This is a genomic window from Dokdonella sp., assembly GCF_017744955.1.
GTDB lineage: Bacteria > Pseudomonadota > Gammaproteobacteria > Xanthomonadales > Rhodanobacteraceae > Dokdonella_A.
Genome location: NZ_JAGIAG010000001.1, coordinates 1118666 through 1142405 on the forward strand (window position 1 = coordinate 1118666; position 23740 = coordinate 1142405).

The 23740-nt window shown below is 69.4% G+C and carries 19 protein-coding genes; 14 read left to right on the forward strand and 5 right to left on the reverse strand.

Going from position 1 to position 23740, the window contains the following annotated elements:
* Positions 1–15: 15 nt before the first annotated feature.
* Positions 16–1308: a thioredoxin family protein gene (locus J7520_RS04560; protein WP_291184618.1), complete on the reverse strand. Its 1293-nt coding sequence runs from the start codon at positions 1306–1308 to the stop codon at positions 16–18.
* On the reverse strand, positions 1305–3470 hold the full coding sequence (locus tag J7520_RS04565) for a prolyl oligopeptidase family serine peptidase (RefSeq protein ID WP_291184621.1): 2166 nt from the start codon (positions 3468–3470) through the stop codon (positions 1305–1307). The genes J7520_RS04560 and J7520_RS04565 overlap by 4 nt, the downstream gene beginning before the upstream one ends.
* Positions 3471–3773: 303 nt before the next feature.
* Here J7520_RS04565 and J7520_RS04570 point away from each other — a divergent pair, with 303 nt between their 5' ends.
* The 7 genes from J7520_RS04570 to J7520_RS04600 all read left to right on the forward strand — a co-directional run bounded on the left by J7520_RS04570 (position 3774) and on the right by J7520_RS04600 (position 10354).
* Complete coding sequence (locus J7520_RS04570) at positions 3774–4934, forward strand: hypothetical protein (RefSeq protein WP_291184623.1); 1161 nt, start codon at positions 3774–3776, stop codon at positions 4932–4934.
* A gap of 45 nt (positions 4935–4979) precedes the next feature.
* The gene (locus J7520_RS04575; RefSeq protein WP_291184627.1) at positions 4980–5399 is read left to right on the forward strand and encodes a CopL family metal-binding regulatory protein; all 420 of its coding nucleotides are present in this window, start codon (positions 4980–4982) and stop codon (positions 5397–5399) included.
* Positions 5400–5654: 255 nt separating this feature from the next.
* Complete coding sequence (locus J7520_RS04580; protein WP_291184629.1) at positions 5655–7442, forward strand: copper resistance system multicopper oxidase; 1788 nt, start codon at positions 5655–5657, stop codon at positions 7440–7442.
* A gap of 5 nt (positions 7443–7447) precedes the next feature.
* Complete coding sequence (locus tag J7520_RS04585) at positions 7448–8497, forward strand: copper resistance protein B (protein ID WP_291184632.1); 1050 nt, start codon at positions 7448–7450, stop codon at positions 8495–8497.
* A gap of 10 nt (positions 8498–8507) precedes the next feature.
* The gene (locus J7520_RS04590) at positions 8508–9296 is read left to right on the forward strand and encodes a cytochrome c (protein WP_291184635.1); all 789 of its coding nucleotides are present in this window, start codon (positions 8508–8510) and stop codon (positions 9294–9296) included.
* A 22-nt stretch (positions 9297–9318) separates the two neighbouring features.
* Positions 9319–9825 (forward strand): nuclear transport factor 2 family protein, encoded by a 507-nt coding sequence (locus J7520_RS04595; RefSeq protein WP_291184638.1) that lies wholly within the window; start codon positions 9319–9321, stop codon positions 9823–9825.
* A 10-nt stretch (positions 9826–9835) separates the two neighbouring features.
* Positions 9836–10354 (forward strand): DUF411 domain-containing protein, encoded by a 519-nt coding sequence (locus tag J7520_RS04600; RefSeq protein WP_291184640.1) that lies wholly within the window; start codon positions 9836–9838, stop codon positions 10352–10354.
* A 42-nt stretch (positions 10355–10396) separates the two neighbouring features.
* On the opposite strand, the gene J7520_RS04605 is transcribed toward J7520_RS04600, so the two are convergent.
* A complete protein-coding gene (locus J7520_RS04605) occupies positions 10397–10885 on the reverse strand; it encodes an MgtC/SapB family protein (protein ID WP_291184643.1) in 489 nt (162 codons plus the stop codon).
* Between the two features lie 190 nt (positions 10886–11075).
* On the opposite strand from J7520_RS04605, the gene J7520_RS04610 reads away from it, so the two are divergent.
* The 3 genes from J7520_RS04610 to J7520_RS04620 all read left to right on the forward strand — a co-directional run bounded on the left by J7520_RS04610 (position 11076) and on the right by J7520_RS04620 (position 16571).
* Positions 11076–13292 carry a LysM peptidoglycan-binding domain-containing protein gene (locus J7520_RS04610; RefSeq protein ID WP_291184646.1) on the forward strand — a complete coding sequence of 739 codons (2217 nt, stop codon included), beginning with the start codon at positions 11076–11078 and terminating at the stop codon, positions 13290–13292.
* A 208-nt stretch (positions 13293–13500) separates the two neighbouring features.
* Positions 13501–13902, forward strand: coding sequence for a heavy metal-responsive transcriptional regulator (locus tag J7520_RS04615; protein WP_291184649.1), 402 nt, complete (start codon positions 13501–13503; stop codon positions 13900–13902).
* Between the two features lie 173 nt (positions 13903–14075).
* Positions 14076–16571, forward strand: a complete 2496-nt coding sequence (locus tag J7520_RS04620) for a heavy metal translocating P-type ATPase (RefSeq protein ID WP_291184652.1) — start codon at positions 14076–14078, stop codon at positions 16569–16571.
* Between the two features lie 174 nt (positions 16572–16745).
* Here the strand turns inward: J7520_RS04620 and J7520_RS04625 are convergent, their stop codons facing one another.
* Both J7520_RS04625 and J7520_RS04630 read right to left on the reverse strand, forming a co-directional pair.
* Positions 16746–18773 carry a sodium-translocating pyrophosphatase gene (locus J7520_RS04625; RefSeq protein WP_291184903.1) on the reverse strand — a complete coding sequence of 676 codons (2028 nt, stop codon included), beginning with the start codon at positions 18771–18773 and terminating at the stop codon, positions 16746–16748.
* Between the two features lie 153 nt (positions 18774–18926).
* A complete protein-coding gene (locus J7520_RS04630) occupies positions 18927–20189 on the reverse strand; it encodes a 6-phosphofructokinase (RefSeq protein WP_291184655.1) in 1263 nt (420 codons plus the stop codon).
* A gap of 221 nt (positions 20190–20410) precedes the next feature.
* Between J7520_RS04630 and J7520_RS04635 the strand changes: the two genes are divergently transcribed.
* The 4 genes from J7520_RS04635 to J7520_RS04650 are packed head-to-tail and all read left to right on the forward strand — an operon-like array spanning position 20411 to position 23733.
* Positions 20411–21001 carry an adenylate kinase gene (locus J7520_RS04635; protein WP_291184657.1) on the forward strand — a complete coding sequence of 197 codons (591 nt, stop codon included), beginning with the start codon at positions 20411–20413 and terminating at the stop codon, positions 20999–21001.
* A 52-nt stretch (positions 21002–21053) separates the two neighbouring features.
* Positions 21054–21605: a hypothetical protein gene (locus J7520_RS04640; RefSeq protein ID WP_291184660.1), complete on the forward strand. Its 552-nt coding sequence runs from the start codon at positions 21054–21056 to the stop codon at positions 21603–21605.
* A 21-nt stretch (positions 21606–21626) separates the two neighbouring features.
* On the forward strand, positions 21627–23084 hold the full coding sequence (gene mpl, locus J7520_RS04645; protein WP_291184663.1) for a UDP-N-acetylmuramate:L-alanyl-gamma-D-glutamyl-meso-diaminopimelate ligase: 1458 nt from the start codon (positions 21627–21629) through the stop codon (positions 23082–23084).
* A 58-nt stretch (positions 23085–23142) separates the two neighbouring features.
* On the forward strand, positions 23143–23733 hold the full coding sequence (locus J7520_RS04650) for an LON peptidase substrate-binding domain-containing protein (RefSeq protein ID WP_291184666.1): 591 nt from the start codon (positions 23143–23145) through the stop codon (positions 23731–23733).
* Positions 23734–23740 lie beyond the last annotated feature (7 nt).

Sequence of the window (23740 nt, forward strand, 5' to 3'; positions counted from 1 at the left end):
GTGCCGCCGTCGCGCTCAGGATTTCAGCGCTTCCTTCAGCTTCGCCACCTGCTCCGGGAACCACTGGCCGTTCTGCTCCAGCGCGTCGGCCGCGACCTGGTCAGCGTCCGCCTGGCGATGCAGCGCCTTCAACGCCTTCACACGCAGGGTGGCGACGCCGAGGCGGTTCACGCCGTAGGCCTTCTCCGCGGCCTGCTCGAGCAGCGGCAGCGCCTGTGCCGGCTGGTCGCGGTCGAGCAGGCTCTTGCCGTAGCGGTACGGGTAGACGTAGTCGTCCGGATAGGCGGCGATCAGTTTCGGATACAGCGCGTCGAGTTCGCCGTCGCGCTTGGCGCGCATCAGGTATACGCGCAGGTTGTCGGCGGCGTTGCGGTCCTTCTTCAGGTCTTCGCCGAGGCGTGTGCGCGTGTCGTCGATGGCATGGTCGAGTACCGCGGTCTCGGCGGCCTTGTCGCCGAGCGCGGCATCGAGGTCGGCGGCGGCGATCACGCTGCTGCGCTGATCGGCGCAGGCCGGCGCGGCGACGAAGACCTGTTTGGCCAGCAGCTCGTCGAGCGGCGCCTTCTGCGGCGCGAGCGCGGCGCGGCGTTGCGCCTTCGGCAGCTTCTCGCTGGCTTCGAGCAGCTGGTCGAGGACGTAGGGCCGGTCGCAACCGATGTCGCCGGCGAGCACGCGCTGCGCGGCCTTCACCGTCGCCGGCTTGTCCTCGGCCTTGTCGGCGCGCGCGAGTTCGAGGCGGTCGCGCCAGAGCGCGATCGTCTTGTCCTTGGCCGCGTCCGCGCGAACCTTCGGCGGCAGGCCGGCGTACCAGTCGAGCCCGGACTTTCCTTCGCCGCGCGCCTGGTACGAGCCGAGCACGCCGGCGATCGCGTCGGACGAACCCGCCGCGGCCTTGCGCTTCAGATCGTCGAGCGTGCTCGCGCCGGCGAGGATCTTCTCGACGTTCGGATAGAACTTCTCGCGCGGCTGCTCGGCCAGGATGCGGCCGAGTTCCGCGCCGTTCTCGTCGAGCACGACGTAGGCCGGCAGCGCCTTGACCGTGAGCTTCTTCATCCAGGCGTTGCCGTCGGGAGAGTCGGCGTCGATCTCGGCGATCACCGCCTGGCGATGCAGGGCGTCCCATTCCTTGCCGTTCAGCACGTGGGTGGCCATGAAGTAGCACGAGTAGCACCACGGCGCGCTGAAATCGATCAGCACCGGCTGGTGCGCCTTCTTCGCCTGCGCCAGCGCCTCGTCGACGGTGGCCGGACCGGCCGCGTGCAGCGCGCCGGAGAGGAGGAGTGCGAACAGCGGAAGGGCGGATTTCATTGCGGGGCCTGCGCGAGGTGGTTCCAGAGGAAGGAGTAGGCGAGCGCGTGCATGAAGGCCGATTGCCGGTTGTCGGCGGCGGCGCCGTGGCCGCCTTCGGTGTTTTCGTAGAACCAGACGTTCCGGTAGCCGAGCTGCTCGGTCATCTTCGCCGCCATCTTGCGCGCCTGCACCGGGCCGACGCGATCGTCGCTGGTGGCTGTGTAGAACAGCACGGGCGGGTAGTCCACTCCCTTTTCGACATTTCGATAGGGCGAGAACTTCTGGATGTAGGCCCATTCCTCCGGCTTGTCCGGATCGCCGTACTCGGCGATCCACGAGGCGCCGGCGGAGAGCTTGGTGTAGCGCTGCATGTCCAGCAGCGGCACTTCGCAGACGATCGCGCCGAACAGCTGCGGATACAGCGTCAGCATGTTGCCGACCAGCAGGCCGCCGTTGCTGCCGCCTTCGGCGCCGAGATGGGCGCGCGAGGTGATGCCGCGCTTGACCAGATCCTCGGCGACCGCGGCGAAGTCCTCGTAGGCGCGCAGGCGATTGGATTTCAGCGCGGCCTGGTGCCAGCGCGGCCCGTATTCGCCGCCGCCGCGGATGTTGGCGATCACATAGACGCCGCCGCGCTCCAGCCACGAGCGGCCGACGCTGCCGCTGTAGGCCGGTTGCAGCGACACCTCGAAACCGCCGTAGCCGTACAGCAGCGTGGGATTGCTGCCGTCGCTCTTCATACCCTTCGGCGCGATCACGAAATACGGCACACGGGTGCCGTCCTTCGAGGTCGCGAAATGCTGCTGCACGTCGTTCTTGGACGCGTCGAAGAACGCCGGCGCGCGCTTGATCGGCGTCGCCTCGCCGTCGCCGAGGCTGCCGTAGTAGAGCGTGGTCGGGTCGAGGAAGCCGCTGACGGTGAGGAAATACGCGTCGTCCGCGTCGGCGTCGACGGCACCGGCCTCGATCGTCGACAGCGCCGGCGCGCCGCCGAGCGGCGCGCGCTGCCATTCGCCGGACGATCCCTTCGGCGGCGTCAGCACTTCGAGTTTGCTGACGACGTCGTCGAGCACGTCGAGGATCAGATGACGGCGCGTCCACGAGTAGTTCGACAGCGACGTCGTCTCGCTCGGCGTGAACAACGCGGCGATCTCGCGCTTGCCGCCCACGTAGTCGTCGAAGCGGGTCGCCAGCAGCGAGCCCGACGGGTAGGTCTTGCCGTTCACCGTCCACGCCGTGCGCGGCTGGATCAGCAGCCATTCGCGCTCGGTGCCGACCACCGCGTCGAGCGGCACGTCGATCTTGGTCAGCTTGCCGTCCTTGCCGCGCAGGAAGGTCTCGCTGGTGAAGAAGTCGATCGTGCGCACGACGAAATCGCGCTCGTAGCCGGGCGTGAGGTCGCGATAGGCCGAGATCGCGAGGTCATCGTCGGTGCCTTCGTAGACCAGCGTCGCCGACGACAGCGGCGTGCCGCGCCGCCATTCCTTGACGATGCGCGGATAGCTCGACTTGGTCATCGAGCCGGGACCGAAGTCGGTGGCGACGTAGATGCGGTCGGCGTCGATCCAGGCGACCTGGGTCTTGGCTTCCGGCAGCTCGAAGCCGCCGGCGACGAATTTCTTGTCGACCAGGTCGAATTCGCGCACGACGTCGGCGTCGCCGCCGCCCGGCGACAACGACACCAGGCAGCGGCGGTACTGCGGCTTCAGGCACTGCGCGCCGTGCCAGACCCAGGACTTGCCCTCGGCCTTGCCGAGCGCGTCGACGTCGATGACGGTTTCCCAGGCGGGCTGGTCCTTGCGGTACTCGGCCAGCGTCGTGCGCCGCCACAGTCCGCGCGGGTGCGCCTTGTCCTTCCAGAAGTTGTAGTAGCGCTCGCCGATCTTGGCGACGAACGGAATCTTCGCGTCGGAATCGAGCACTTCGAGGATGCGCGAGCGCATCGTCTCGAACTGCGGCGTCTCCGCGTAGGCCTTCGCGGTGCGCTCGTTCTCGGCGCGCACCCAGGCCAGGGGCTTTTCGCCGTGGATGTCCTCGAGCCAGAGATAGGCGTCGTCGCTCATCGTTGCGGGTTTCTCGTTGGCGGCGGCGGGCGCCGGAGCTTTCTTCTCGACCGGTGCGCAGGCGGCCAGGAGGAGGGCGGTCAGCGCGAGCGCGCGCCGGGCTGCGGAAGGCTGCATGACGGCTCCAGATCGGAAGGGCGGCCTATCCTAAACGCAGGCGCGCCTCGGGCTGCGTGCAAGTGTCGACGGTTGGTGCGTTCGGCTGCGCGAACGGGGTCGATTTCGTCGTGCCGTCAGTGACTTGCGCATGGGCCTGCGCGGGCATGAGCCGTTTCGCCGCCGGACTGCGAATCCTTGGCTGGCGGCGTCGAACCGCGCACGTATCGGCCGGAACGAATCGGCGAACGAGCGCGGCGGGCACCGCCGAGGCCCGGCCATGAACCGGGATCGTGGAAATCCATGTCCGTCAGGAGATCGTGCATGAAAGTGCGTTCGCTCGTGCTGCTGTGTTCCGCCGTCTTCGTCTGCCCGCCGTCGCAGGCGGATTCGGTGCGTGAAACCCTCGCCGCGGTTCCGGCCGTGCTCGCCGCCCAGGCCGGCGCCCGCTTGCCGGATGCCTGTGCCCTGCTGCCGCAGTCGGACCTCGAGGCGCTGTTCCCGGGGCAGTCGATCAAGAAGGACGAGCCGAGGCTGAGCGCGTTGTCGAAGGGCCCGCAGTTCGTCGAGAACTGTTCCTACCGGGTGCGCGTGCCCAATCCGCGGACGACCGGCGATCAGACCAAGTTCGCCTGGCTGTTCATCCTCGACAACGGCGCCGGGCCGCGCGACTTCGCCGACCGCTTCAAGTCGCGATCGGACACGGCCGCGATGCGCAAGGCCACGGTCGAGAAGGTGGACGGCATCGGCGACGAGGCGTTCCAGGACGTTTCCGAGCGCGAGACGACCGTCTACGTACGCAAGGGCGCGTTGTTCTTCGACGTGCAACTGGACACCTACTCGGCGCAGACCTTGCCGAACGCGCTGGCGCTGGCGCGGCAGGCGGCCAGCCGCTGGAGCGATGCTGCCGGCATGGGGCCCGGCGACGGCACCATCGCCAGGAACGAAAAGATCGAGATTCCGGCCGATACGCGCGAGTCGATGCAGGCGCCGGCGGAACAGTGGCCCGACGCGTGCGCGATGCTGACCAAGGAAGACGTGCAAGCGGTCTATCCGGGCCTGGACATCGACGGTCCGGACAAGCGCATGGCGATGCTGACGCGCGAGTCGCGCGAGCAGAAATCCGTGCCGCTGCCGCATCCGATCGGCTGCGCCTACACCGCCACCGAAACCAGGAACGTCAGCGGCGGACGCGACATCAACACCACCTCGATCCGCCTGAACATCGCCGACATGGCCGCCAAGCCCGAGTACGCGCAGCGCATGTACAAGGTCATCCGCGGCGACGCCGACCTGCCGGGACTGGGAACGGCCGAGCAGGCGAGCATCAAGGCGGCCTCGGGTGAAGTCGCGATGCTCAAGGGCGCGCTGACGCTGACCTTGAAGGCGAGCAGCTACAAGGGCTCGCGCGATCAGGCGCAGCGCGACAAGGACGTCGAACTCCTGAAGGCGCTGGCGGCACGCGTCGCCGCGCGCCTGCCGTAACGCGCGAGCGGGCGGCGGTGCGCGCGATGCGGTATCGTTGGCCGCATGTCCGCCTCCGCCGCCCTGCTGCGACTGCTGCTGAGCCTGGTGCTGGTCCTGAACGGGATCGGCAGCGTGGCGGCGTCCGCGCGCATGGCCGGTGCGATGGACGGAGCGCATCACGCGGCCGTATCGAAACCCGCGGCCGCCAAGCATTGCGCTCAGAGTGCGATGGCCGAAGCGACGGCGGATCCGCACGCCGGCCACGACAGTCACGCCACGGCGCCGCCGTGCAGCGACCACGCGAAGCCGGACTGCTGCGACTCCTCCGCTTGCGGCTGCGCCTGCGCGCAGAGCGGTTCGACGGCGCTGTTCGCCGTCGCGCAGCTGTCGCCGGTGTTCCTGCACGGCCATCTCGCGCCGCCGCCTTCCGCCGGACACGTGGCTCCGGCGCTGGCCTTCCCGACTCGACCTCCGATCGCCTGAGCGTCCGCGGCGCCTTTGGCGCCGTTTCGTCGCGTCCGCAGCTTGCCGCCCGGCGCTGTCTGCTTTCCCGTTTGCGGAAACGAGCAGGGTGAGAGCAAGCGGAGCGTACCGCTTCGATTTCCCTCACGCGCGCCGTCGGCGCGACCTCTCCCGCTAACGGGAGAGGTGATGGACTTCCGGGCGTTCCGCGCAGCGACGAACACGACGGTGATTCCCGCTCGAGCGGGTCGTTCATAGGCTTTCGGAGTTCCATTCATGTCTTTCGATTTCTTCGGCGGCGACGCCGATGCGCCGCGCGCATTGACGCGGCGCCGTTTCGTGCAAGGGCTGGCCGCCGGCGGCGCGCTCGCCGCGTTCGGCCTGCGGCCGCGCACCAGCTGGGCGCTGAAAGGCGCCGGCGAGCAGAACGTGCTCGCCGGCACCGAGTTCGACCTGCGCATCGGCGAGACGCCGGTCAACTTCACCGGGCGCACGCGCTACGCGGCGACGGTCAACGGCTCCGTGCCCGCGCCGATCCTGCGCTGGCGCGAAGGCAGTACGGTGAACCTGCGCGTCGCCAACGCGCTGCCGGCCGCTTCGGTGTACGGCCACCACACCTCGATCCATTGGCACGGCATCCTGCTGCCGGCGAACATGGACGGCGTGCCGGGCCTCAGCTTCAACGGCATCGCGCGCGGCGAGATGTTCCAGTACCGCTTCGACGTGCGCCAGAGCGGCACCTACTGGTATCACAGCCATTCCGGCTACCAGGAACAGGCCGGCCTGTACGGCGCGCTGATCATCGATCCGGCGGCACCTGAGCCATTCCGCTACGAGCGTGACTACGTCGTGCTGCTGACCGACTGGACCGACCTCGACCCGAACGCGCTGTTCCGGCGCCTGAAGAAGATGTCGTCCTACGACAACTACGCCAAGCGCACGCTCGGCGATTTCTTCCGCGACGTGCGCCGCGACGGTTTCGACGCGACGTTCGCCGACCGCCTCGCCTGGGGCGACATGCGCATGACGCCGACGGACCTGTCCGACGTCAACGCCCACACCTACACCTACCTGATGAACGGCACGACCTCGCTCGGCAACTGGACCGGCCTGTTCCGTTCCGGCGAGAAGGTGCGGCTGCGCTTCATCAACGGATCGGCGATGACGTATTTCGACGTGCGCATTCCGGGCCTGAAGATGACCGTGGTCGCGGCCGACGGCCAGTACGTGCATCCGGTCACCGTCGACGAATTCCGCATCGCGGTGGCGGAGACCTTCGACGTGATCGTCGAGCCGTCCGGGCAGGACGCGTTCACGATCTTCGCGCAGGACATGGGCCGCACCGGCTACGTCAGCGGCACGCTGGCGACGCGCGAGGGCCTGCGCGCGCCGGTGCCGGCGCTCGATCCGCGCCCGCTCCTGAGCATGGCCGACATGGGCCACGGCGGCATGGGGCATGCCGGCCACGACATGGGCGCGATGCAGGGCATGGACCACGGTGGCGGCGCGATGGCCGGCATGGATCACGGCGGCGCGGCGATGCAGACGCATCCGGCGAGCGAGAAGAACAATCCGCTGGTCGACATGCAGACGATGGCGCCGGTGCCCAAGCTCGACGATCCGGGCATCGGCCTGCGCGACAACGGCCGCCAGGTGCTGACCTACGCCGCGCTGCGCTCGCTGTTCGAGGATCCGGACGGGCGCGAGCCCGGCCGCACGGTCGAGCTGCACCTGACCGGCCACATGGAGAAATTCGCCTGGTCGTTCGACGGCATCAAGTTCGCCGACGCCGAGCCGCTGCGGCTGAACTACGGCGAGCGCCTGCGCATCACGCTGGTCAACGACACGATGATGACGCACCCGATCCATCTGCACGGCCTGTGGAGCGACCTGGAGGACGAGCGCGGCGACTTCCTCGTGCGCAAGCACACGATCGACATGCCGCCCGGCAGCAAGCGCAGCTATCGCGTGCGCGCCGACGCACTCGGCCGCTGGGCCTACCACTGCCATCTGCTCTATCACATGGAAGCGGGCATGTTCCGCGAAGTGCGGGTGGAGGAATGAACGCCATGCATCATCATCCGAACCTCCTGCCTTGCGCCATCGCGCTCGCGCTCGCCTTGTCGAGCGGCGGCGTGCTCGCGCAGGACATGGACCATTCCCAGCACCAGGGGCACGCGCCGGAGCAGTCCGAGCCCGCGCACGACCACGCCGCGATGGATCACGGCGCCAAGGCGCCCACCGATGCCGAGTCGCGGAAGGCTCATGCACAGCACGGCGAACACGCACAGCACGGCGAAGCCGAGCCGTCGGCGCCGGTCGATCACGGCAGCATGGATCACGGCAGCCACGCCGGCATGGACCACGCCGCGATGGGGCATTCCAAGCCGGCGGCGAGCAGCGAACCGCGCGAGCCGATCCCGCCCGTCACCGACGCCGATCGTGCCGCCGCGTTTCCGCCCGGCATGCACGGCCACGAATTGCACGGTTCGCCGATCAATTCCTACTTCCTGCTCAATCGCCTGGAAGCATCCGGTGCCGATTCCGGCGGTGGCCAGGCCTGGGAAGCGACCGGCTGGATCGGCGGCGACATCAACCGCCTGTGGCTGCGCAGCGAAGGCGAGCGCGAAAACGGCAAGACCGAATCGGCCGATCTCGACCTGCTGTACGGCCGCGCGATCTCGCCGTGGTGGGATGTCGTCGCCGGCGTGCGCCAGGATTTCAAGCCGGGCGAATCGCAGACCTTCGCCGCGATCGGCGTGCAGGGTCTCGCGCCGAAGAAGTTCGAGGTTTCGGCGATGGCCTACATCGGCGAACGCGGCCAGACCGCGGCGCGCTTGGAGGCCGAGTACGAGCTGCTGCTGACCCATCGCTGGGTATTGCAGCCGCTGGTCGAGGTCGAACTGTTCGGCAAGGACGATCCGGCACGCCACGTCGGCTCGGGTCTGAGCACCGCGGAAGTGGGCCTGCGCCTGCGCTACGAGATCACGCGCCAGCTCGCGCCGTACGTCGGCGTCGTCTACGAGCGCGCATTCGGCGGCACCGCCGACTATCGCCGCGCGCATTTCGAGAAAGCCGACGAGACGCGTCTGGTCGTCGGCCTGCGCGCCTGGTTCTGAGGAGGCCTGCATGAACACGACAGCGAAGACTTTGCTCATGCTCGGCTTGCTCGCCGCCGCCGGCGTGGCCGTGGTGTATTCCGGCGTCTACGACGTCGCTGCGGACGTGCCGCACACGCGGCCCGTGTACGCCGTGCTCGAACTCGCGCGCGAGCGCTCGATCGCCGCGCGCGCGGGCAGGCTCGAAGTGCCGGACGGCCTCGACGATCCGGCGCGCATCCGCCGCGGCGCCGGCAACTACGACGCGATGTGCACCGGCTGCCACCTGAAGCCGGGCGCGCAACCGACCGAGCTGAGCCGCGGCCTGTATCCGGCGCCGCCGGATCTGACGCGCACGAGCGTGCCGGTCGCGCAGGCGTTCTGGGTCATCAAGCACGGCATCAAGGCCAGCGGTATGCCGGCCTGGGGGCGCAGCATGGGCGACGAGCATCTCTGGAACATGGCCGCGTTCGTGCGCCAGTTGCCACAGCTCGACCGCGCCGCCTACGACGCGCTCGTCGCGGGCAGCGAAGGCCACTCGCACGGCGGCGGCGAAACCGAAGGGCACTCGCACGCGGGCGGCGACGAGGCCACGCCGCACGACGCAGACGCGCCGCACGCCCACGACGGAGCGCCGCACGGTCAGGGCGCGCCACACGCCCATGACGAAGCGCCGCACGGCGAGGGTGCGCCGCACGGGCACGACGAAGCACCGCCCGCCGCCGCGGCCGAGCAAGGCACCACGCACGTGCACGCCGACGGCAAGACGCACGTGCATCCGCCCCGACGCACGCACGCCGACGATGGCCATGCGCACTGACGTCCACCGAGGAGAACGTTCGATGAAGTCCCGTCCGATGAGTCCCCGCTTGCCGATCGCCGTTTCACTCGCCGCCGCGTTCGCCCTGCCGTTCGCGGCGAACGCGCACGACGCCAGGTCCGCCGAGCCCGTCGCCGACGCCGTCAGCGCGCAGGCGCAGCCGGCGGTCGCCGTGGTCGAGCGGTTTTCCTCCGCGCTGCAGGCCGGCGATCTCGACCTCGCCGGTTCGCTGCTCGCCGACGACGTGCTGATCCTGGAGAACGGCGGCGCCGAGCGTTCGCGCGCCGAATATCTCGGCGGGCACGCCAGGCACGATGCGCAATTCCTGAAGCAGGTGCATACGCAGGTGATGCGGCGCACGGCCAAGGCCGAGGGCGACCTGGCCTGGGTCGGCACCGAGAGCGAGCTGCACGGCCGCAAGGACGGCAAGCCGACGACCGTGCTGAGCACCGAGACGATGCTGCTCCAGCGCGGTGCGGACGGCTGGCGCATCGCGCACATCCACTGGTCCTCGCGACCGAAGCGCTGAGGAGAACGCCATGTCGATTCGTTGGATGGTCCGCGCGTCGCGGATCTGGCTCGCTCTCGCCTTCGGTGCCGCTGCGTCACCCGCGTTCGCCGCGGCCGAGGCCGCCAGGGCCGACGCGGCGCTGCCGCCCGTGCTCGTGCACAAGAGCTCGACCTGCGGCTGCTGCGGCCTGTGGGTCGAGCACATGCGCCGCGCCGGTTTCCGCGTCGAGGTACGCGACGACGAAGACCTGTACGCGATCAAGCAGCGCCTCGGCGTGCCGTACGGCAAGGGTTCCTGCCATACGGCGGAAGTCGGCGGCTACTTCGTCGAAGGCCACGTGCCGGCGGACGACGTGCGCCGGCTCCTACGCGAGAAACCGGAGGCGAAGGGGCTGGTGCTGCCGGGCATGCCGGCCGGTTCGCCCGGCATGGAAATGCCGGACGGCCGCGTGCAGCCGTACGTGGTCGAGCAGGTCGCGCGCGACGGCAGCACGACGGCCTTTGCGCGGCACGAGCGCGCAGCGGGAGACCGGGCGGCAGGTGACTGACGTCCGCGCCGGTGCCGGTGCCGATGGCGCCGGCGCCGCGCGTCAGCCGCCGCTCGTATCGTCGCGCGGCGGCGCGGCGTGATCGTCTTCCGCGAACAGGCCGAGTCGCAGCAGCACGAAGGTCGCCGCGGTGGCGATCAAGGCGATGCCGAGGCAGCCCAGACCGACGGTGACGCCGATCGCCGCGGTCATCCAGATGCCGGCGGCGGTGGTCAGGCCGCGCACGTCGCGTTCGGCGCTGAGCTTGAGGATCGAGCCGGCGCCGATGAAGCCGAGCCCGGTGACGATGCCCTGGATCACGCGCGAGAGTCCTTCGGTGGAGAAGTTCGCGCCGATGCAGGCGATCACGAACACCGCCGTGCCGAGGCAGACGAGGATGTGGGTGCGCAGTCCGGCGGGCTTGCGCGCCTTTTCGCGCTCCCAGCCGATCACCGCGCCGAGCACGATCGCCGCGACGATGCGGATGACCGCCTGGCCGATGTGGCGGAAATCCGGCAGTCCGGTGCCGAGCTCCTGCAGGATCAGATCCATGGACGCTCCCGTCGGCGAAAAAGGGGCCTTCGATGGTAGTGCGGACGGCCTGTGGCGAGAACCGCGGCCCCCCTGCGTACGTTCCCTCGGCGTGCCGGGTGCGCGAACGACATAGGGTATCCACCAATGGGCCGTCGATTGCGCGGGGGCTAGCATCGAGGCGGGATGGGTTCCAGCCAGGATTTCCACAATGGGCACACCGTCGATCGGCAATACCCCACTTACCGCGGCACGGCCGCCCGCATCGGCGGACAGCCAGGACTTCGTCGCCGAACACGGCGATACGTTCGACAGCGTCGCGCGGCGGCTCGGCGTCGACGAAGAGGCGCTGCGCAAGGCCAATCCGCAGGCGCTCAATCCCGAAGGGCTCTATCCGGGGCAGCGCCTGACGATTCCCGGGTCGCCGCAGGCGGGCGGCAACGGCGCAGCCGCGCCGGTCGATGCCGCCAAGCCCGGGCACGCCACGGTCGGTACGAGCTTCAAGGACGGCGCCGCGTCGGTGACGCAGAAGACCACCGCCGCCGATCCGGTGGAAGGGCGCAGCGCGGACGCCACGCTCGGCGCGACCGCCGACAAGAACGGCGTCAAGGGAACCGCCCAGTTCACGGCGTCGACGAATGCGCAGGGCGTCGACGGCACGAAGGTCGGCGGCAGCTCGACGACCACGGCCGGCGCCGGCTTCGACAACAAGGGCGTCGGCGTCGACGTCGTGGCGGACAAGAAAACGACGACCACGCAGGCGGACGGCTCGAGTTCGGGCACCTCGACCTCGACCACGGGCAACGTCAAGTTCGGCGAGGACGGGCTCAGCTTCGGCGGCAGCCGGAAGAACGGCACCGAGACGCAGGGGCCCGCCGGAACTCCGGCGAAGGCGAGCGAAAGCACCGAGCACAAGGGCAACCTCACGCTCTCCACGAATTCGATCGGCGGATCGGTCGAGCGCGAGCGCGCAACCGCCACGACGAATGCGCAGGGCACGACGACGACCACCAAGCACTCACAGAGCGGAAGCGCGACGCTCGGGACTGACAGCTTCAAGATCGAGAAGGGCGTCGGTATCGACTTCAGCTACAAGAGCCCCGGCGGCGTGTTCGGCGCCGGCGTCGGACTTGCCGTCAACGGCAAAGTGGAAGGCCGCACCGACAGCAAGGACGGAACGACCACTTCTTCCCTCTCGGCGGAGGCGAGCGCGACCGCGAAAGCCAACGCGTTCCTCGGAGGCAAGGAGGACAAGGCGGCGGCCAAGACGCCGCTGCGGTGGAGCCTCGAGGGCAGCATCACCCCCGGCTTCAAGGTGTCCGCGGAAACCAAGGTTCCCGATGCCGAGGCCAAGGGCAAGGACACCTCGCCTCTGAAAGTCAATCCGCTCGATCCGGATTCGATGCCGAAAGGCTCGCAGTTCACGCTGAACACCTCGGCCTTCGTCAACACCGACGTGAAGGCCGGAGTCGGCCTGGTGAGGGCGCAGACGAAAAGCTCCTCGGAAGACGGCTTCACCGTGGTGGCCGAGAAGACCGACGCGAACCGGATCCGCCTCACCGCCGGCCCGACCGCCGCACTGTCGGCGTCCATCGGGGTCGGCGTGGACGTCGGCGTGGCCAGCGCGATGCTCGGCCGCGGCGACAAGTTCGCCGACGCCAAGCTGACCAGCGCCGAGTTCGATCTCGCCGATCCGCAAGGACGCGCGAGCTATCGCGAAGCGCTGCTGACCGGCCGTTTCCCGACCGACAACGGCGCCGGCGTCGCGGACGTGAAGACGATCCAGAAGCTCGACGTCTCGACGCAGGCAAAGCTCGACGGCAAGCTGGCCTCGTTCGACTTCTCCATCAAGGGGGCGGGAAGCACCGCCAGCGACGTCCTCACCACCGAGCCGGGCAAGCCGGCGACGCGCGAGACGACGCTGCAGTTCGACGACAACGTGGCGCTGGTGATGACGCGCAAGTACGACGCGAACCAGAACGAGCTGCTCGACGAGCGCCGCTATTCCTACAAGGTCGACATCGACGGCAAGAGCGACTGGCTGGTCTCCTCGCAGTTCATGAAGCTGAGCGCGCCGGTGCCCAGCGCAGGTCCGGTGAAGAGCGCGCAGCTGACCTACACCGAGAACGACATGCGCGCGCTCAAGGACGGCGCCGAGCATGCGGCGGCCAAGGACCTCGTCAGTGACGCCGAGGTGCGCAAGCTGAGCGGCGATTCGGTGAACGGCACCTTCGCCGGCATGAAGCCGCAGGACTTCGCCGTCGCCCTGGTCAAGGGCATGGGCAGCACGAACGGCGCGGACGGCGGGTTCGTGCAGCATCTGAAGAACATCTTCACCGACTCGAAGGTCGTGCGCGGAGCGGACGGGCTGCCGCAGCTGATCGACGACGCCAAGGCCCAGTTGCCGGGCAGGCTGGAGATTCGCTAGCGCTGCCGATGCTTCGCGGCAATGCGGAAACGGCGGCGATCGGGCCGCCGTTTTCTTTCGGCTTCCGGACGGGTCTTGCTGCGCCGGTCGTCCGGCATTCGAGTGTCCGGGCATGACGACGGGTTTTTCGCCGATCGAGGCCTTGACCCTGGACTAAGGTCAAGGGTTGATACTGGCGCCATTCGATCCACGAAAGGCGTCCAGACCCATGAAAATCGGACAACTCGCACAACGCTCGGGTGTCGGCATCGACACCGTGCGCTACTACGAACGCGAAGGCCTGCTGCCCAAGCCCTCGCGCCTCGCCTCGGGCTATCGCAGCTACGACCTCGGCGATCTCAAGCGCCTGCGCTTCGTGCGCCGCGGCAAGGCGCTCGGCTTCACCTTGCCGGAAATCCGCGAGCTGCTGGCGCTGTCCCAGCACGGCGACGAGGACATGGCCTCGATGAAGGCGGCCGCGCAGCAGAAGCTCGCCGACGTCGAACGGCGGCTGGAAGAACTCGCACGCATCCGCGACGGCCTGAACGCCTTGATCGAAGCCTGCCCCGGACACGGGCTGCTGGAGGACTGCCCGATCCTGAACGCCCTCGCCGAGGAGGAATCGGCATGAGCGGGCACGGCAGGCATCACGGACACGATCACGCGCACGCTCAGGGAGGCGATCACGGCGGCGGTGCTCACGCCGGGCACGATCACGGCGGACACGCGCCGTCGTCCTCATCTGTGAGCGCCCACGGCTGCTGTTCGACGAAGCGCACCGGGGCGAGCGTCTCCCAGGCCACCGTGCTCGATCCGGTCTGCGGCATGCAGGTCGATCCGTCGACGAGCGCGCATCGCGCCGAGCACATGGGCCGCTACTACCACTTCTGCGCCGCGCGCTGCCGCGAGAAGTTCCTCGCCGATCCGCAGGCCTACCTCGAGCCGACGGCGGAAGCACGGAGCTGCTGTTCGACCAAGCACGCCGGCGCTCCGGAAGCGGAGACGGCCGGCGTGCTCGATCCGGTCTGCGGCATGACGGTCGATCCGGCGACGAGCACGCATCGCGCGACGCATGCGGATCACGAATACCACTTCTGCTCGGCACGTTGCCGCGAGAAATTCCTCGCCGATCCGCAGAAGTATCTCGCGCCGCAGCCCCCGGCCGAGCCGGCGCCGGCAGGCACGATGTACACCTGCCCGATGCATCCGGAGATCCGCCAGGACCATCCCGGCACCTGTCCGCTCTGCGGCATGGCGCTCGAACCGGAGATGCCGAGCCTGGAAGAGGAGGACAACCCCGAGCTGCGCGACTTCTCGCGCCGCTTCTGGTGGACCTTGCCGCTCAGCCTGGTCGTGCTGGTGCTGGCGATGTTCGGCCACTCCTTCACGTTCCTCTCGACCGCCGCGCGCACGTGGATCGAATTCGCGCTCAGCGCGCCGGTGGTGCTGTGGGCCGGCTGGCCGTTCTTCGAGCGCTGCGTGCAGTCGATCCGCAACCGCAGCCCGAACATGTGGACGCTGATCGGCATCGGCGTCGCCGCCGCGTTCGGCTACAGCACGGTCGCGACGCTGGCGCCGGAATGGTTCCCCGATTCGTTCCGCGAACACGGCCGCGTCGGCGTCTACTTCGAAGCCGCCGCGGTGATCGTCTCGCTGACCCTGCTCGGCCAGCTGCTCGAGCTGCGCGCGCGCTCGAAGACCTCGGCCGCGATCAAGGCGCTGCTCGGGCTCGCGCCGAAGACCGCGCGCCGTCTGCGCGAGGACGGCGGCGAGGAGGACGTCCCGCTCGAGCACGTGCACGTCGGAGATCGCCTGCGTGTGCGTCCGGGCGAGAAGGTGCCGGTCGACGGCGTCGTCGTCGACGGTCGTTCCAGCGTCGACGAATCGATGCTGACCGGCGAGTCGATCGCGGTGGAGAAGACGCAGGGCGACACCGTCATCGGCGCCACCCTCAACGGCACCGGCAGCCTGGTGATCCGCGCCGAGAAGGTCGGCTCCGGCACGATGCTCGCGCAGATCGTGCAGCTGGTCGCGCAGGCGCAGCGTTCGCGCGCGCCGATGCAGCGCATGGCCGATCGGGTGTCGTACGGGTTCGTGCTGACCGTGCTCGCGATCGCCGTGCTCACGTTCCTCGGCTGGGGCCTGTTCGGCCCGCAGCCGTCGTGGACCTACGCCGTGCTGAACGCCGTGTCGGTGCTGATCATCGCCTGTCCGTGCGCGCTCGGTCTCGCCACGCCGATGTCGATCATGGTCGCCACCGGCCGCGCGGCGCAGGTCGGCGTGCTGTTCCGCGACGCGCAGGCGATCGAACAGCTGCGCACGATCGACACGCTGGTGGTCGACAAGACCGGCACGCTGACCGAAGGCAAGCCCGCGTTCCGCGAACTGATCGCCGCCGACGGCTTCGCCGCGGACGAGGCGCTGCGCCTGGCCGCCAGCCTCGAGCTCGGCAGCGAGCATCCGCTGGCGGAGGCGATCGTCGCCGAGGCGCGTCGCCGCGGGCTGGCGCTGGCGCCGGCCGAGGCGTTCGAATCGATCACCGGCCAGGGCGTACGCGGCCGCGTGCAGGGCCGCGCGCTCGCGCTCGGCAACCAGGCGCTGATGCGCGAGGTCGGCGCCGATCCCGCGCCGTCGCTCGAACGCGCCCGCCGCCTGCGCGAACAAGGCGCGAGCGTGATGTACCTCGCCGTCGACGGCCGCCTCGCCGGCGCGATCGCGGTGGCCGACCCGATCAAGGCGACCACGCCGGCCGCGCTGGCGGCGCTGCGCGCCGACGGCTTGCACATCGTGATGGCTTCCGGCGACGCGCAGGCGACCGCCGCCGCGATCGGTCGGGAACTCGGCATCGACGACGTGCGCGGCGAAGTGCGCCCGCAGGACAAGGCCGAACTCGTACGCCAGCTGCAGGCGCAGGGTCGCCGCGTGGCGATGGCCGGCGACGGCGTCAACGACGCGCCCGCGCTCGCCGCCGCCGACGTCGGCATCGCCATGGGCACCGGCACCGACGTGGCGATGTCGAGCGCGCAGGTGACCCTGGTCAAGGGCGACCTGCGCCGCATCCTCGAAGCGCGCGCGATCTCCGAGTCGGCCGTCGCCAACATGAAGCAGAACCTCGGCTTCGCCCTGTTCTACAACGCGATCGGCGTGCCGCTCGCCGCCGGCGTGCTGTATCCGGTGTTCGGCCTGCTGCTGAGCCCGATGATCGCGGCGCTGGCGATGAGCCTGAGTTCGGTGTCGGTGGTCGGCAATGCGCTGCGGCTGGCGCGCAGTCCGCTGAGCGTGGCCGCCAAGGAGGGCTGATCGGTTCGCGCGAACGCGCCATCCATGCATACGGCGTCCATCGCGGGAAGGACGGCGGAACATCCGTAAGGCCGCGCAAGCGGACCCCTGCAAACGAAGACGGCGGCCTCGCGGCCGCCGTCTTCGTTTCCTCGAGCTTGCCGCGCACCGCTTCCGCAGGGCGCGCCTCGGTGCTTACAGCAGCGGTACGAGCAGCAGCGCCACGATGTTGATGATCTTGATCAGCGGATTGACCGCCGGGCCGGCGGTGTCCTTGTACGGATCGCCGACGGTGTCACCGGTCACGGCCGCCTTGTGCGCGTCCGAACCCTTGCCGCCGTGGTGGCCGTCCTCGATGTACTTCTTGGCGTTGTCCCAGGCGCCGCCGCCGGTGGTCATCGAGATCGCGACGAACAGGCCGGTGACGATGGTGCCGATCAACAGGCCGCCGAGCGCCTTCGGGCCGAGCAGGAAGCCGACCAGGATCGGCACCGCGACCGGCAGCAGCGACGGGATCATCATTTCCTTGATCGCCGACTTGGTCAGCAGGTCGACCGCGCGCGAGTAGTCCGGCTTGGTCGTGCCTTCCATGATGCCCTTGATCTCGCGGAACTGGCGGCGCACTTCCTCCACCACGCTGCCGGCGGCGCGGCCGACCGCTTCCATCGCCATCGCACCGAACAGGTACGGAATCAGGCCGCCGATCAACAGGCCGATGATGACCATGTGATCGGAGATGTCGAAGGTGAAGATCTTGTCCGGATGCTGCGCGCCGAGCTTGTGCGTGTAGTCGGCGAACAGCACCAGCGCGGCGAGGCCGGCCGAACCGATCGCGTAGCCCTTGGTGACCGCCTTGGTGGTGTTGCCGACCGCGTCGAGCGGATCGGTCACCGCGCGCACTTCCGGCGGCAGCTCGGCCATCTCGGCGATGCCGCCGGCGTTGTCGGTGATCGGGCCGTAGGCGTCGAGCGCGACGATCATGCCGGTCATCGACAGCATCGCGGTCGCGGCGATCGCGATGCCGTACAGGCCGGCCAGCCAGTACGCGCCCCAGATCGCGGCGCAGACGGCGAGCACCGGCCAGGCGGTCGACTTCATCGAGATGCCGATGCCGGCGATGATGTTGGTCGCGTGGCCCGTGGTCGAGGCCTTGGCGACGTGGCGCACCGGCGCGTATTCGGTCGCGGTGTAGTACTCGGTGATGACGACCATCGCGCCGGTCAGCACCAGGCCGATCACCGCGCAGCCGAACACGTTCCACACGCCGTAGGTGCTGCCGGCCATCAGTTCCTGCGTCACCGGGATGAAGGCGAGCAGGGCGAGCACGCCGGACACGATCACGCCCTTGTACAGCGCGTTCATGATCTTGCCGCTGCCGCTGGACTTGACGAAGAACGTGCCGATGATCGAGGCGATGATCGACACGCCGCCGATGACCAGCGGATACAGCACGCCGTTGGCGCCGGTTTCGCCGGCCATGATGCCGCCGATCAGCATCGTCGCGATCAGGGTGACCGCGTAGGTCTCGAACAGGTCCGCCGCCATGCCGGCGCAGTCGCCGACGTTGTCGCCGACGTTGTCGGCGATCACCGCCGGGTTGCGCGGATCGTCTTCCGGAATGCCGGCCTCGACCTTGCCGACCAGGTCGGCGCCGACGTCGGCGCCCTTGGTGAAGATGCCGCCGCCCAGGCGCGCGAAGATCGAGATCAGCGAGGAGCCGAAGGCGAGGCCGACCAGCGCGTGCAGGGCTTGGTCCGGCGTGCTGCCGGTCTTCAGCAGGCCGACGTAGTAGCCGGCGACGCCGAGCAGGGCGAGCCCGACGACCAGCATGCCGGTGATCGCGCCGCCGCGGAACGCCACCGCCAGCGCCGCCGGGATGCCGCCCCTGGCGGCTTCGGCCGTGCGCACGTTGGCGCGTACCGAGATGTTCATGCCGATGTAGCCGGTGAGGCCGGACAGGATCGCGCCGATCGCGAAGCCGATCGCGGTGCCCCAGTCCAGCGCGAAGCCGATCGCCACGAAGAGCACGACGCCGACCAGCGCGATCGTGCGGTATTGGCGATTGAGGTAGGCGCGGGCGCCTTCCTGGATCGCCGCGGCGATTTCCTGCATGCGCGCATTGCCGGCCGGCTTGGCCAGAATCCAGCGGATCGACCAGACCCCGTACAGGATCGCGAGCACCGCGCAGACCAGCGCGATCAAAAGCCCATGTTGCTGAAACAGCATCGAACCCTCCCTTGACGTACCAGGACGAAAGACGAACAACGGGAAATCGCGAGCAACCGGCCGAGTATAGCCACGCCATCGCGGCGAACGCATTGGCGCGGCGCAGCAGGCGCGGTGGAGTTCGCGAAAGGCGCGATGCGCCGGGCGCGGCTAGCGATCCTCGATCGCGTAGGCGGGCAATTTCTTCCGCACGAGCTTCCGTTCGAGCCGAACGTAGTCCGGCAGGCCGTCCTTGCCGTACCTGGGCGGATCCTCGCCGCGGATCAGCGGTTCGAGATAGCGCCGCGCGGCGGCGGTGATGCCGTAGCCGTCCTTGCGGATGAAATGCTTCGGCAGCTTCTTCTCGTGGTTGGCGATCTTCGCCAGCGGCGCGGGTTCGATCTTCCAGCGGTAGGGCGAATCGGACGTGCGCACGATCACCGGCATCACCGCGTTCCTGCCGGCCAGCGCGTACTCGACGGCGGCCTTGCCGACCGCGTAGGCCTGTTCGGCGTCGGTCTTCGAGGCGAGGTGGCGCGCCGACCGCTGCAGGTAGTCCGGCAGCGCCCAGTGGTACTTGTAGCCGAGCCGGCTCTTCACCAGCTGCGCGAGCAGCGGCGCGACGCCGCCGAGCTGGCTGTGGCCGAACGCGTCGCGCGTGCCGGCCTCGGCGAGGAACTGGCCCTCCGCGTTGCGCAGGCCTTCCGAGGCGACCACGGTGCAGTAGCCGACCTTTTCCACGATCGCCTTCACGCGGGCGAGGAAGCTCGCCTCGTCGAAGGCGATCTCGGGGAACAGGATCAGGTGCGGCGGATCGTCGGCGCGGCGCGCGGCGAGACCGCCGGCGGCGGCGATCCAGCCGGCGTGGCGGCCCATCACTTCGACGATGAAGACCTTGGTCGAGGACTCGCACATCGACTCGACGTCGAGGCCGGCCTCGGCCACCGACACCGCCGTGTACTTCGCCACCGAGCCGAAGCCGGGGCAGGTGTCGGTCACTGCGAGGTCGTTGTCGACCGTCTTCGGCACGCCGATCACGTCGATCGGATAGCCCAGTTCACGGCCGATCTGCGAGATCTTCAGCGCGGTGTCGGCCGAGTCGTTGCCGCCGTTGTAGAGGAACCAGCGGATGTCGTGCGCCTTGAACACCTCGATCAGGCGTTCGTACTGCGCGCGGCTGTGTTCGATCGACTTCAGCTTGTAGCGGCACGAACCGAACGCGCCGCCGGGCGTGTGGCGTAATGCCGCAATCGCCGCGCGGCTTTCCTTGCCGGTGTCGATCAGTTCCTCGCGCAGCGCGCCGATGATGCCGTTGCGCGCCGCCAGCACGGGCAGCCTGACGGCGCGCGCGGTCTGGATCACCGCGCAGGCGGTGGCGTTGATGACCGCGGTGACGCCGCCCGATTGCGCGTAGAGAAGCTTGCCTTGCGCCATGTGGTGTTTCCTCCTGCGCCCGTCTCCGGCGGCGAAAATCGAGAGCGGCGCGGTTTGACAGGGTTTCGGCCAGCCGCTAGCGTTGCCGGCATTCTAAATCGGTTCGGCGCGCGCGTTCGGTGATCCGACGCGACACGGCAATAGATGGGGCGCAGTCCGCTGCGCGTTGCCGCAAACACTCCACGCGATCGGCAACGCCGCGGCGGCGGCATGGGAGCAACATGCGACTCGTTCTACTCGGCGCGCCCGGCTCGGGCAAGGGCACTCAGGCGGACATTCTGAAAGCCGAACTCGGCGTGCCGCACATTTCCACCGGCGATCTGCTGCGCGCCGCGGTCAAGGCCGGCACGCCGCTCGGCTTGCAGGCGAAGGCGGTGATGGATGCCGGCCAGCTGGTCTCCGACGACATCGTGCTGGCGATGCTGGAAGAGCGCATCTCGCAGCCCGACGCCAAGAGCGGTTTCATCCTCGACGGCTATCCGCGCAACCTCGCCCAGTGCAAGGCGCTGGAGACGCTGCTCGAACGCATCGGCCAGCCGCTCGACGTCGCGGTCAAGCTGGACGTGCCGAGCGAACTGATCGTCGAGCGCATCGCCGGCCGCGCCGCGAAGGAAGGACGCAAGGACGACACGCCGGAAACCGTGCGCGAACGCCTGCGCGTCTACGCCGAGCAGACCGAGCCGGTCGCCGCGCACTTCGCCGAGGAAGGCCTGCTGAAGGTCGTCGACGGCGTCGGCGAACTGGCCGACATCACCCGTCGCGTCCTGGCCGCGCTGCCGCGGGGCGGCGACGCGAATCGTCTGCGCGCCTGAGCGCGAGGTACCGCCCGCGACGCCGCCACGGCGCGTTTCGAGTCCGAATCCCATGGCGATCGCGAGTTCCGATTTCGTCCGTCTCGTCGCGGACCTGTGCCGGCTGCGCCGCGGTCCGCAGGATCTGCCGCACTCGCCGACGCTGCTCGCCTGGCTGATCGGCGCGGTGCTCGCGCTCGACGTGTCGATCGGCGGCCTGCTCGGCGACGGCGGCGACGCGCTCGCGCATTCCCTGCTCACGACCGGCGTCGTGCTCGGCCTGGCCTGGCTCGAACTGGCCTTGCGCGGCCGCCGCAGCCGCTACGTGCAGACCGCGACCGCGCTGTGCGCCTGCGGCCTGGCCATCTCGCTGACGCAGTTGCCGATCGCCGCGCTGATCGAGTTGCCCGCGGCGGGCGGCGCCGACGAGGCGCTCGCGCTCGGTCCGTGGCAGGCCCTGCTGCGCTGGCTGCTGCTGGCGACGCTGATCTGGCAGGTCTTCGTCAACGCGAACCTCCTGCGCCACGCGGTCGAGATCGGTTTCGGCTTCGCGCTCGCGCATGCGACGAGCTGGCTGGTCGCGTACTGGGTGCTCGAAAGCCTGTTGTTCGGCAAGGCCGCCTGACCGCTCACGGAAACCCACGGCATGAAACTGCACATCCTCGGCATCTGCGGCACCTTCATGGGCGGCATCGCCGCGCTCGCGCGCGAACTCGGGCACGAGGTCGAAGGTTCCGACGCGAACGTGTATCCGCCGATGTCGACCCAGCTCGAACGGCTCGGCATCGTGCTGAAGCAGGGCTACAGCGCGGAACACCTCGGCGGCGGCGATCCTGCGCGCGCGCCGGACCTGGTCGTCGTCGGCAACGCGCTGTCGCGCGGCAACGCGGCGATCGAGCACATGCTCGACGCGCGCCTGCCGTACGTGTCCGGCCCGCAATGGCTCGGCGAAACCCTGCTCGCGCAGCGCCGCGTGCTCGCCGTCGCCGGCACGCACGGCAAGACCACGACGACGTCGCTGCTGGCCTGGATCCTCGAGGCGCAAGGCCGCGCGCCCGGCTTCCTGGTCGGCGGCGTGCCGGCGAATTTCGGGGTGTCGGCGCGATTGGAGCCGGGATTGGGGATTGGGAATTCGGGATTCGGAGAGCGCAGCGGTCCATCGCCTTCCCAATCCCCAATCCCCAATCCCCAATCCCCGCTCTTCGTCATTGAGGCGGACGAATACGACACCGCCTTCTTCGACAAGCGCTCGAAGTTCGTGCACTACCGCCCGTCGATCGCGATCCTCAACAACCTCGAGTACGACCACGCCGACATCTTCCCCGACGTGGCCGCGATCCAGCGCCAGTTCCATCACCTGGTGCGCACGGTGCCGGGCAACGGCCGCCTGATCGTCAACGCCGAGGACGCGCGGCTCGCCGAGGTGCTCGCGATGGGCTGCTGGACGCCGGTCGAGACGTTCGGCATCGACGACGGCGACTGGCGCGCGCGCCTGCTCGCGGCGGACGGCAGCGCGTTCGTCGTTTCGCATCGCGGGCGCGAACTGGGCGAGGCGCGCTGGGAATTGAGCGGCCGCCACAACGTCATGAACGCGCTGGCCGCGCTGGCGGCGGCGCATGCGGCCGGCGTCGACGCGGCGCAGGCCCTGCCGGCGCTGGCGGATTTCCGCAACGTCGCCCGGCGCATGGAGCGGATCGGCGAGCACGCCGGCGTGCGCGTCTACGACGACTTCGCCCATCACCCGACCGCGATCGCGACGACCCTCGCCGGTCTGCGCGCGAAGGTCGGCTCGGCGCGCATCCTGGTCGGCATGGAGCCACGCTCGAACTCAATGCGCATGGGCGCGCACGCCGACGAACTCGCGCCGTCCTTGCGCGACGCCGACGCGGTGGTGTTTCTGCAGCGACCGGAGTTGCCGTGGGACGCCGGCCGGATTCTCGGCGCGCTGGCCGGACGCGGCCGCACCGCCGGCAGCGTCGCCGATCTGGTCGCCGACCTGCTCGCGCAGGCGCGTGCGGGCGACCACGTGGTGTTCATGTCGAACGGCGGCTTCGAAGGCGCGCCGCGCAAGTTCTTCGCCGCGCTGCAGGCGGCCGGCGCCTAGTCGGCGCCGCCGTCGACATGCCGGATTCGTCGGCTCGGCCGCCTGCTAGACTCGTCGCGTGAGCCTCGTCAACATTCCGCTGTTCCCGCTCTCCGCGGTGCTGTTTCCAGGCGGCTTGCTCAATCTGCGCATCTTCGAACCGCGCTACATCGACCTCGTGCGCGACTGCACGCGCAACAATTCCGGCTTCGGCGTCTGCCTGATCCTCCAAGGGCGCGAGGTCGGCGAGCCCGCGGTGCCGGCCGCGGTCGGCACGCTCGCGCGCATCACCGACTTCTACACGCTGCCCGACGGCCTGCTCGGCATCGGCGCGGAAGGCTACGGACGCTTCCAGGTCGCCCACACGCGCGTGCGCGACAACGGCCTCGTGCACGGGCAGGTGCGCTTCCTCGACGACGAGCCGCTGCTGTCGGTGCCGCCCGAGCACGGCCTGCTCGCGACGATCCTCGAACGCCTGCACGAACGCGCCGGCGGCCCGTTCGCGCAATCGGACCGCGCCAGCTACGACGACGCCAGCTGGGTCGGCTTCCGTCTCGCCGAGGCGCTGCCGCTGGAGCCTTCCGAGCGGCAGGAACTGCTGCAGCTGTCCGACCCGTTGCAGCGCCTGGCGCGACTCGCGCAGCACATCCCGCGCTTCCAGCGCGGGTGACGCCGCG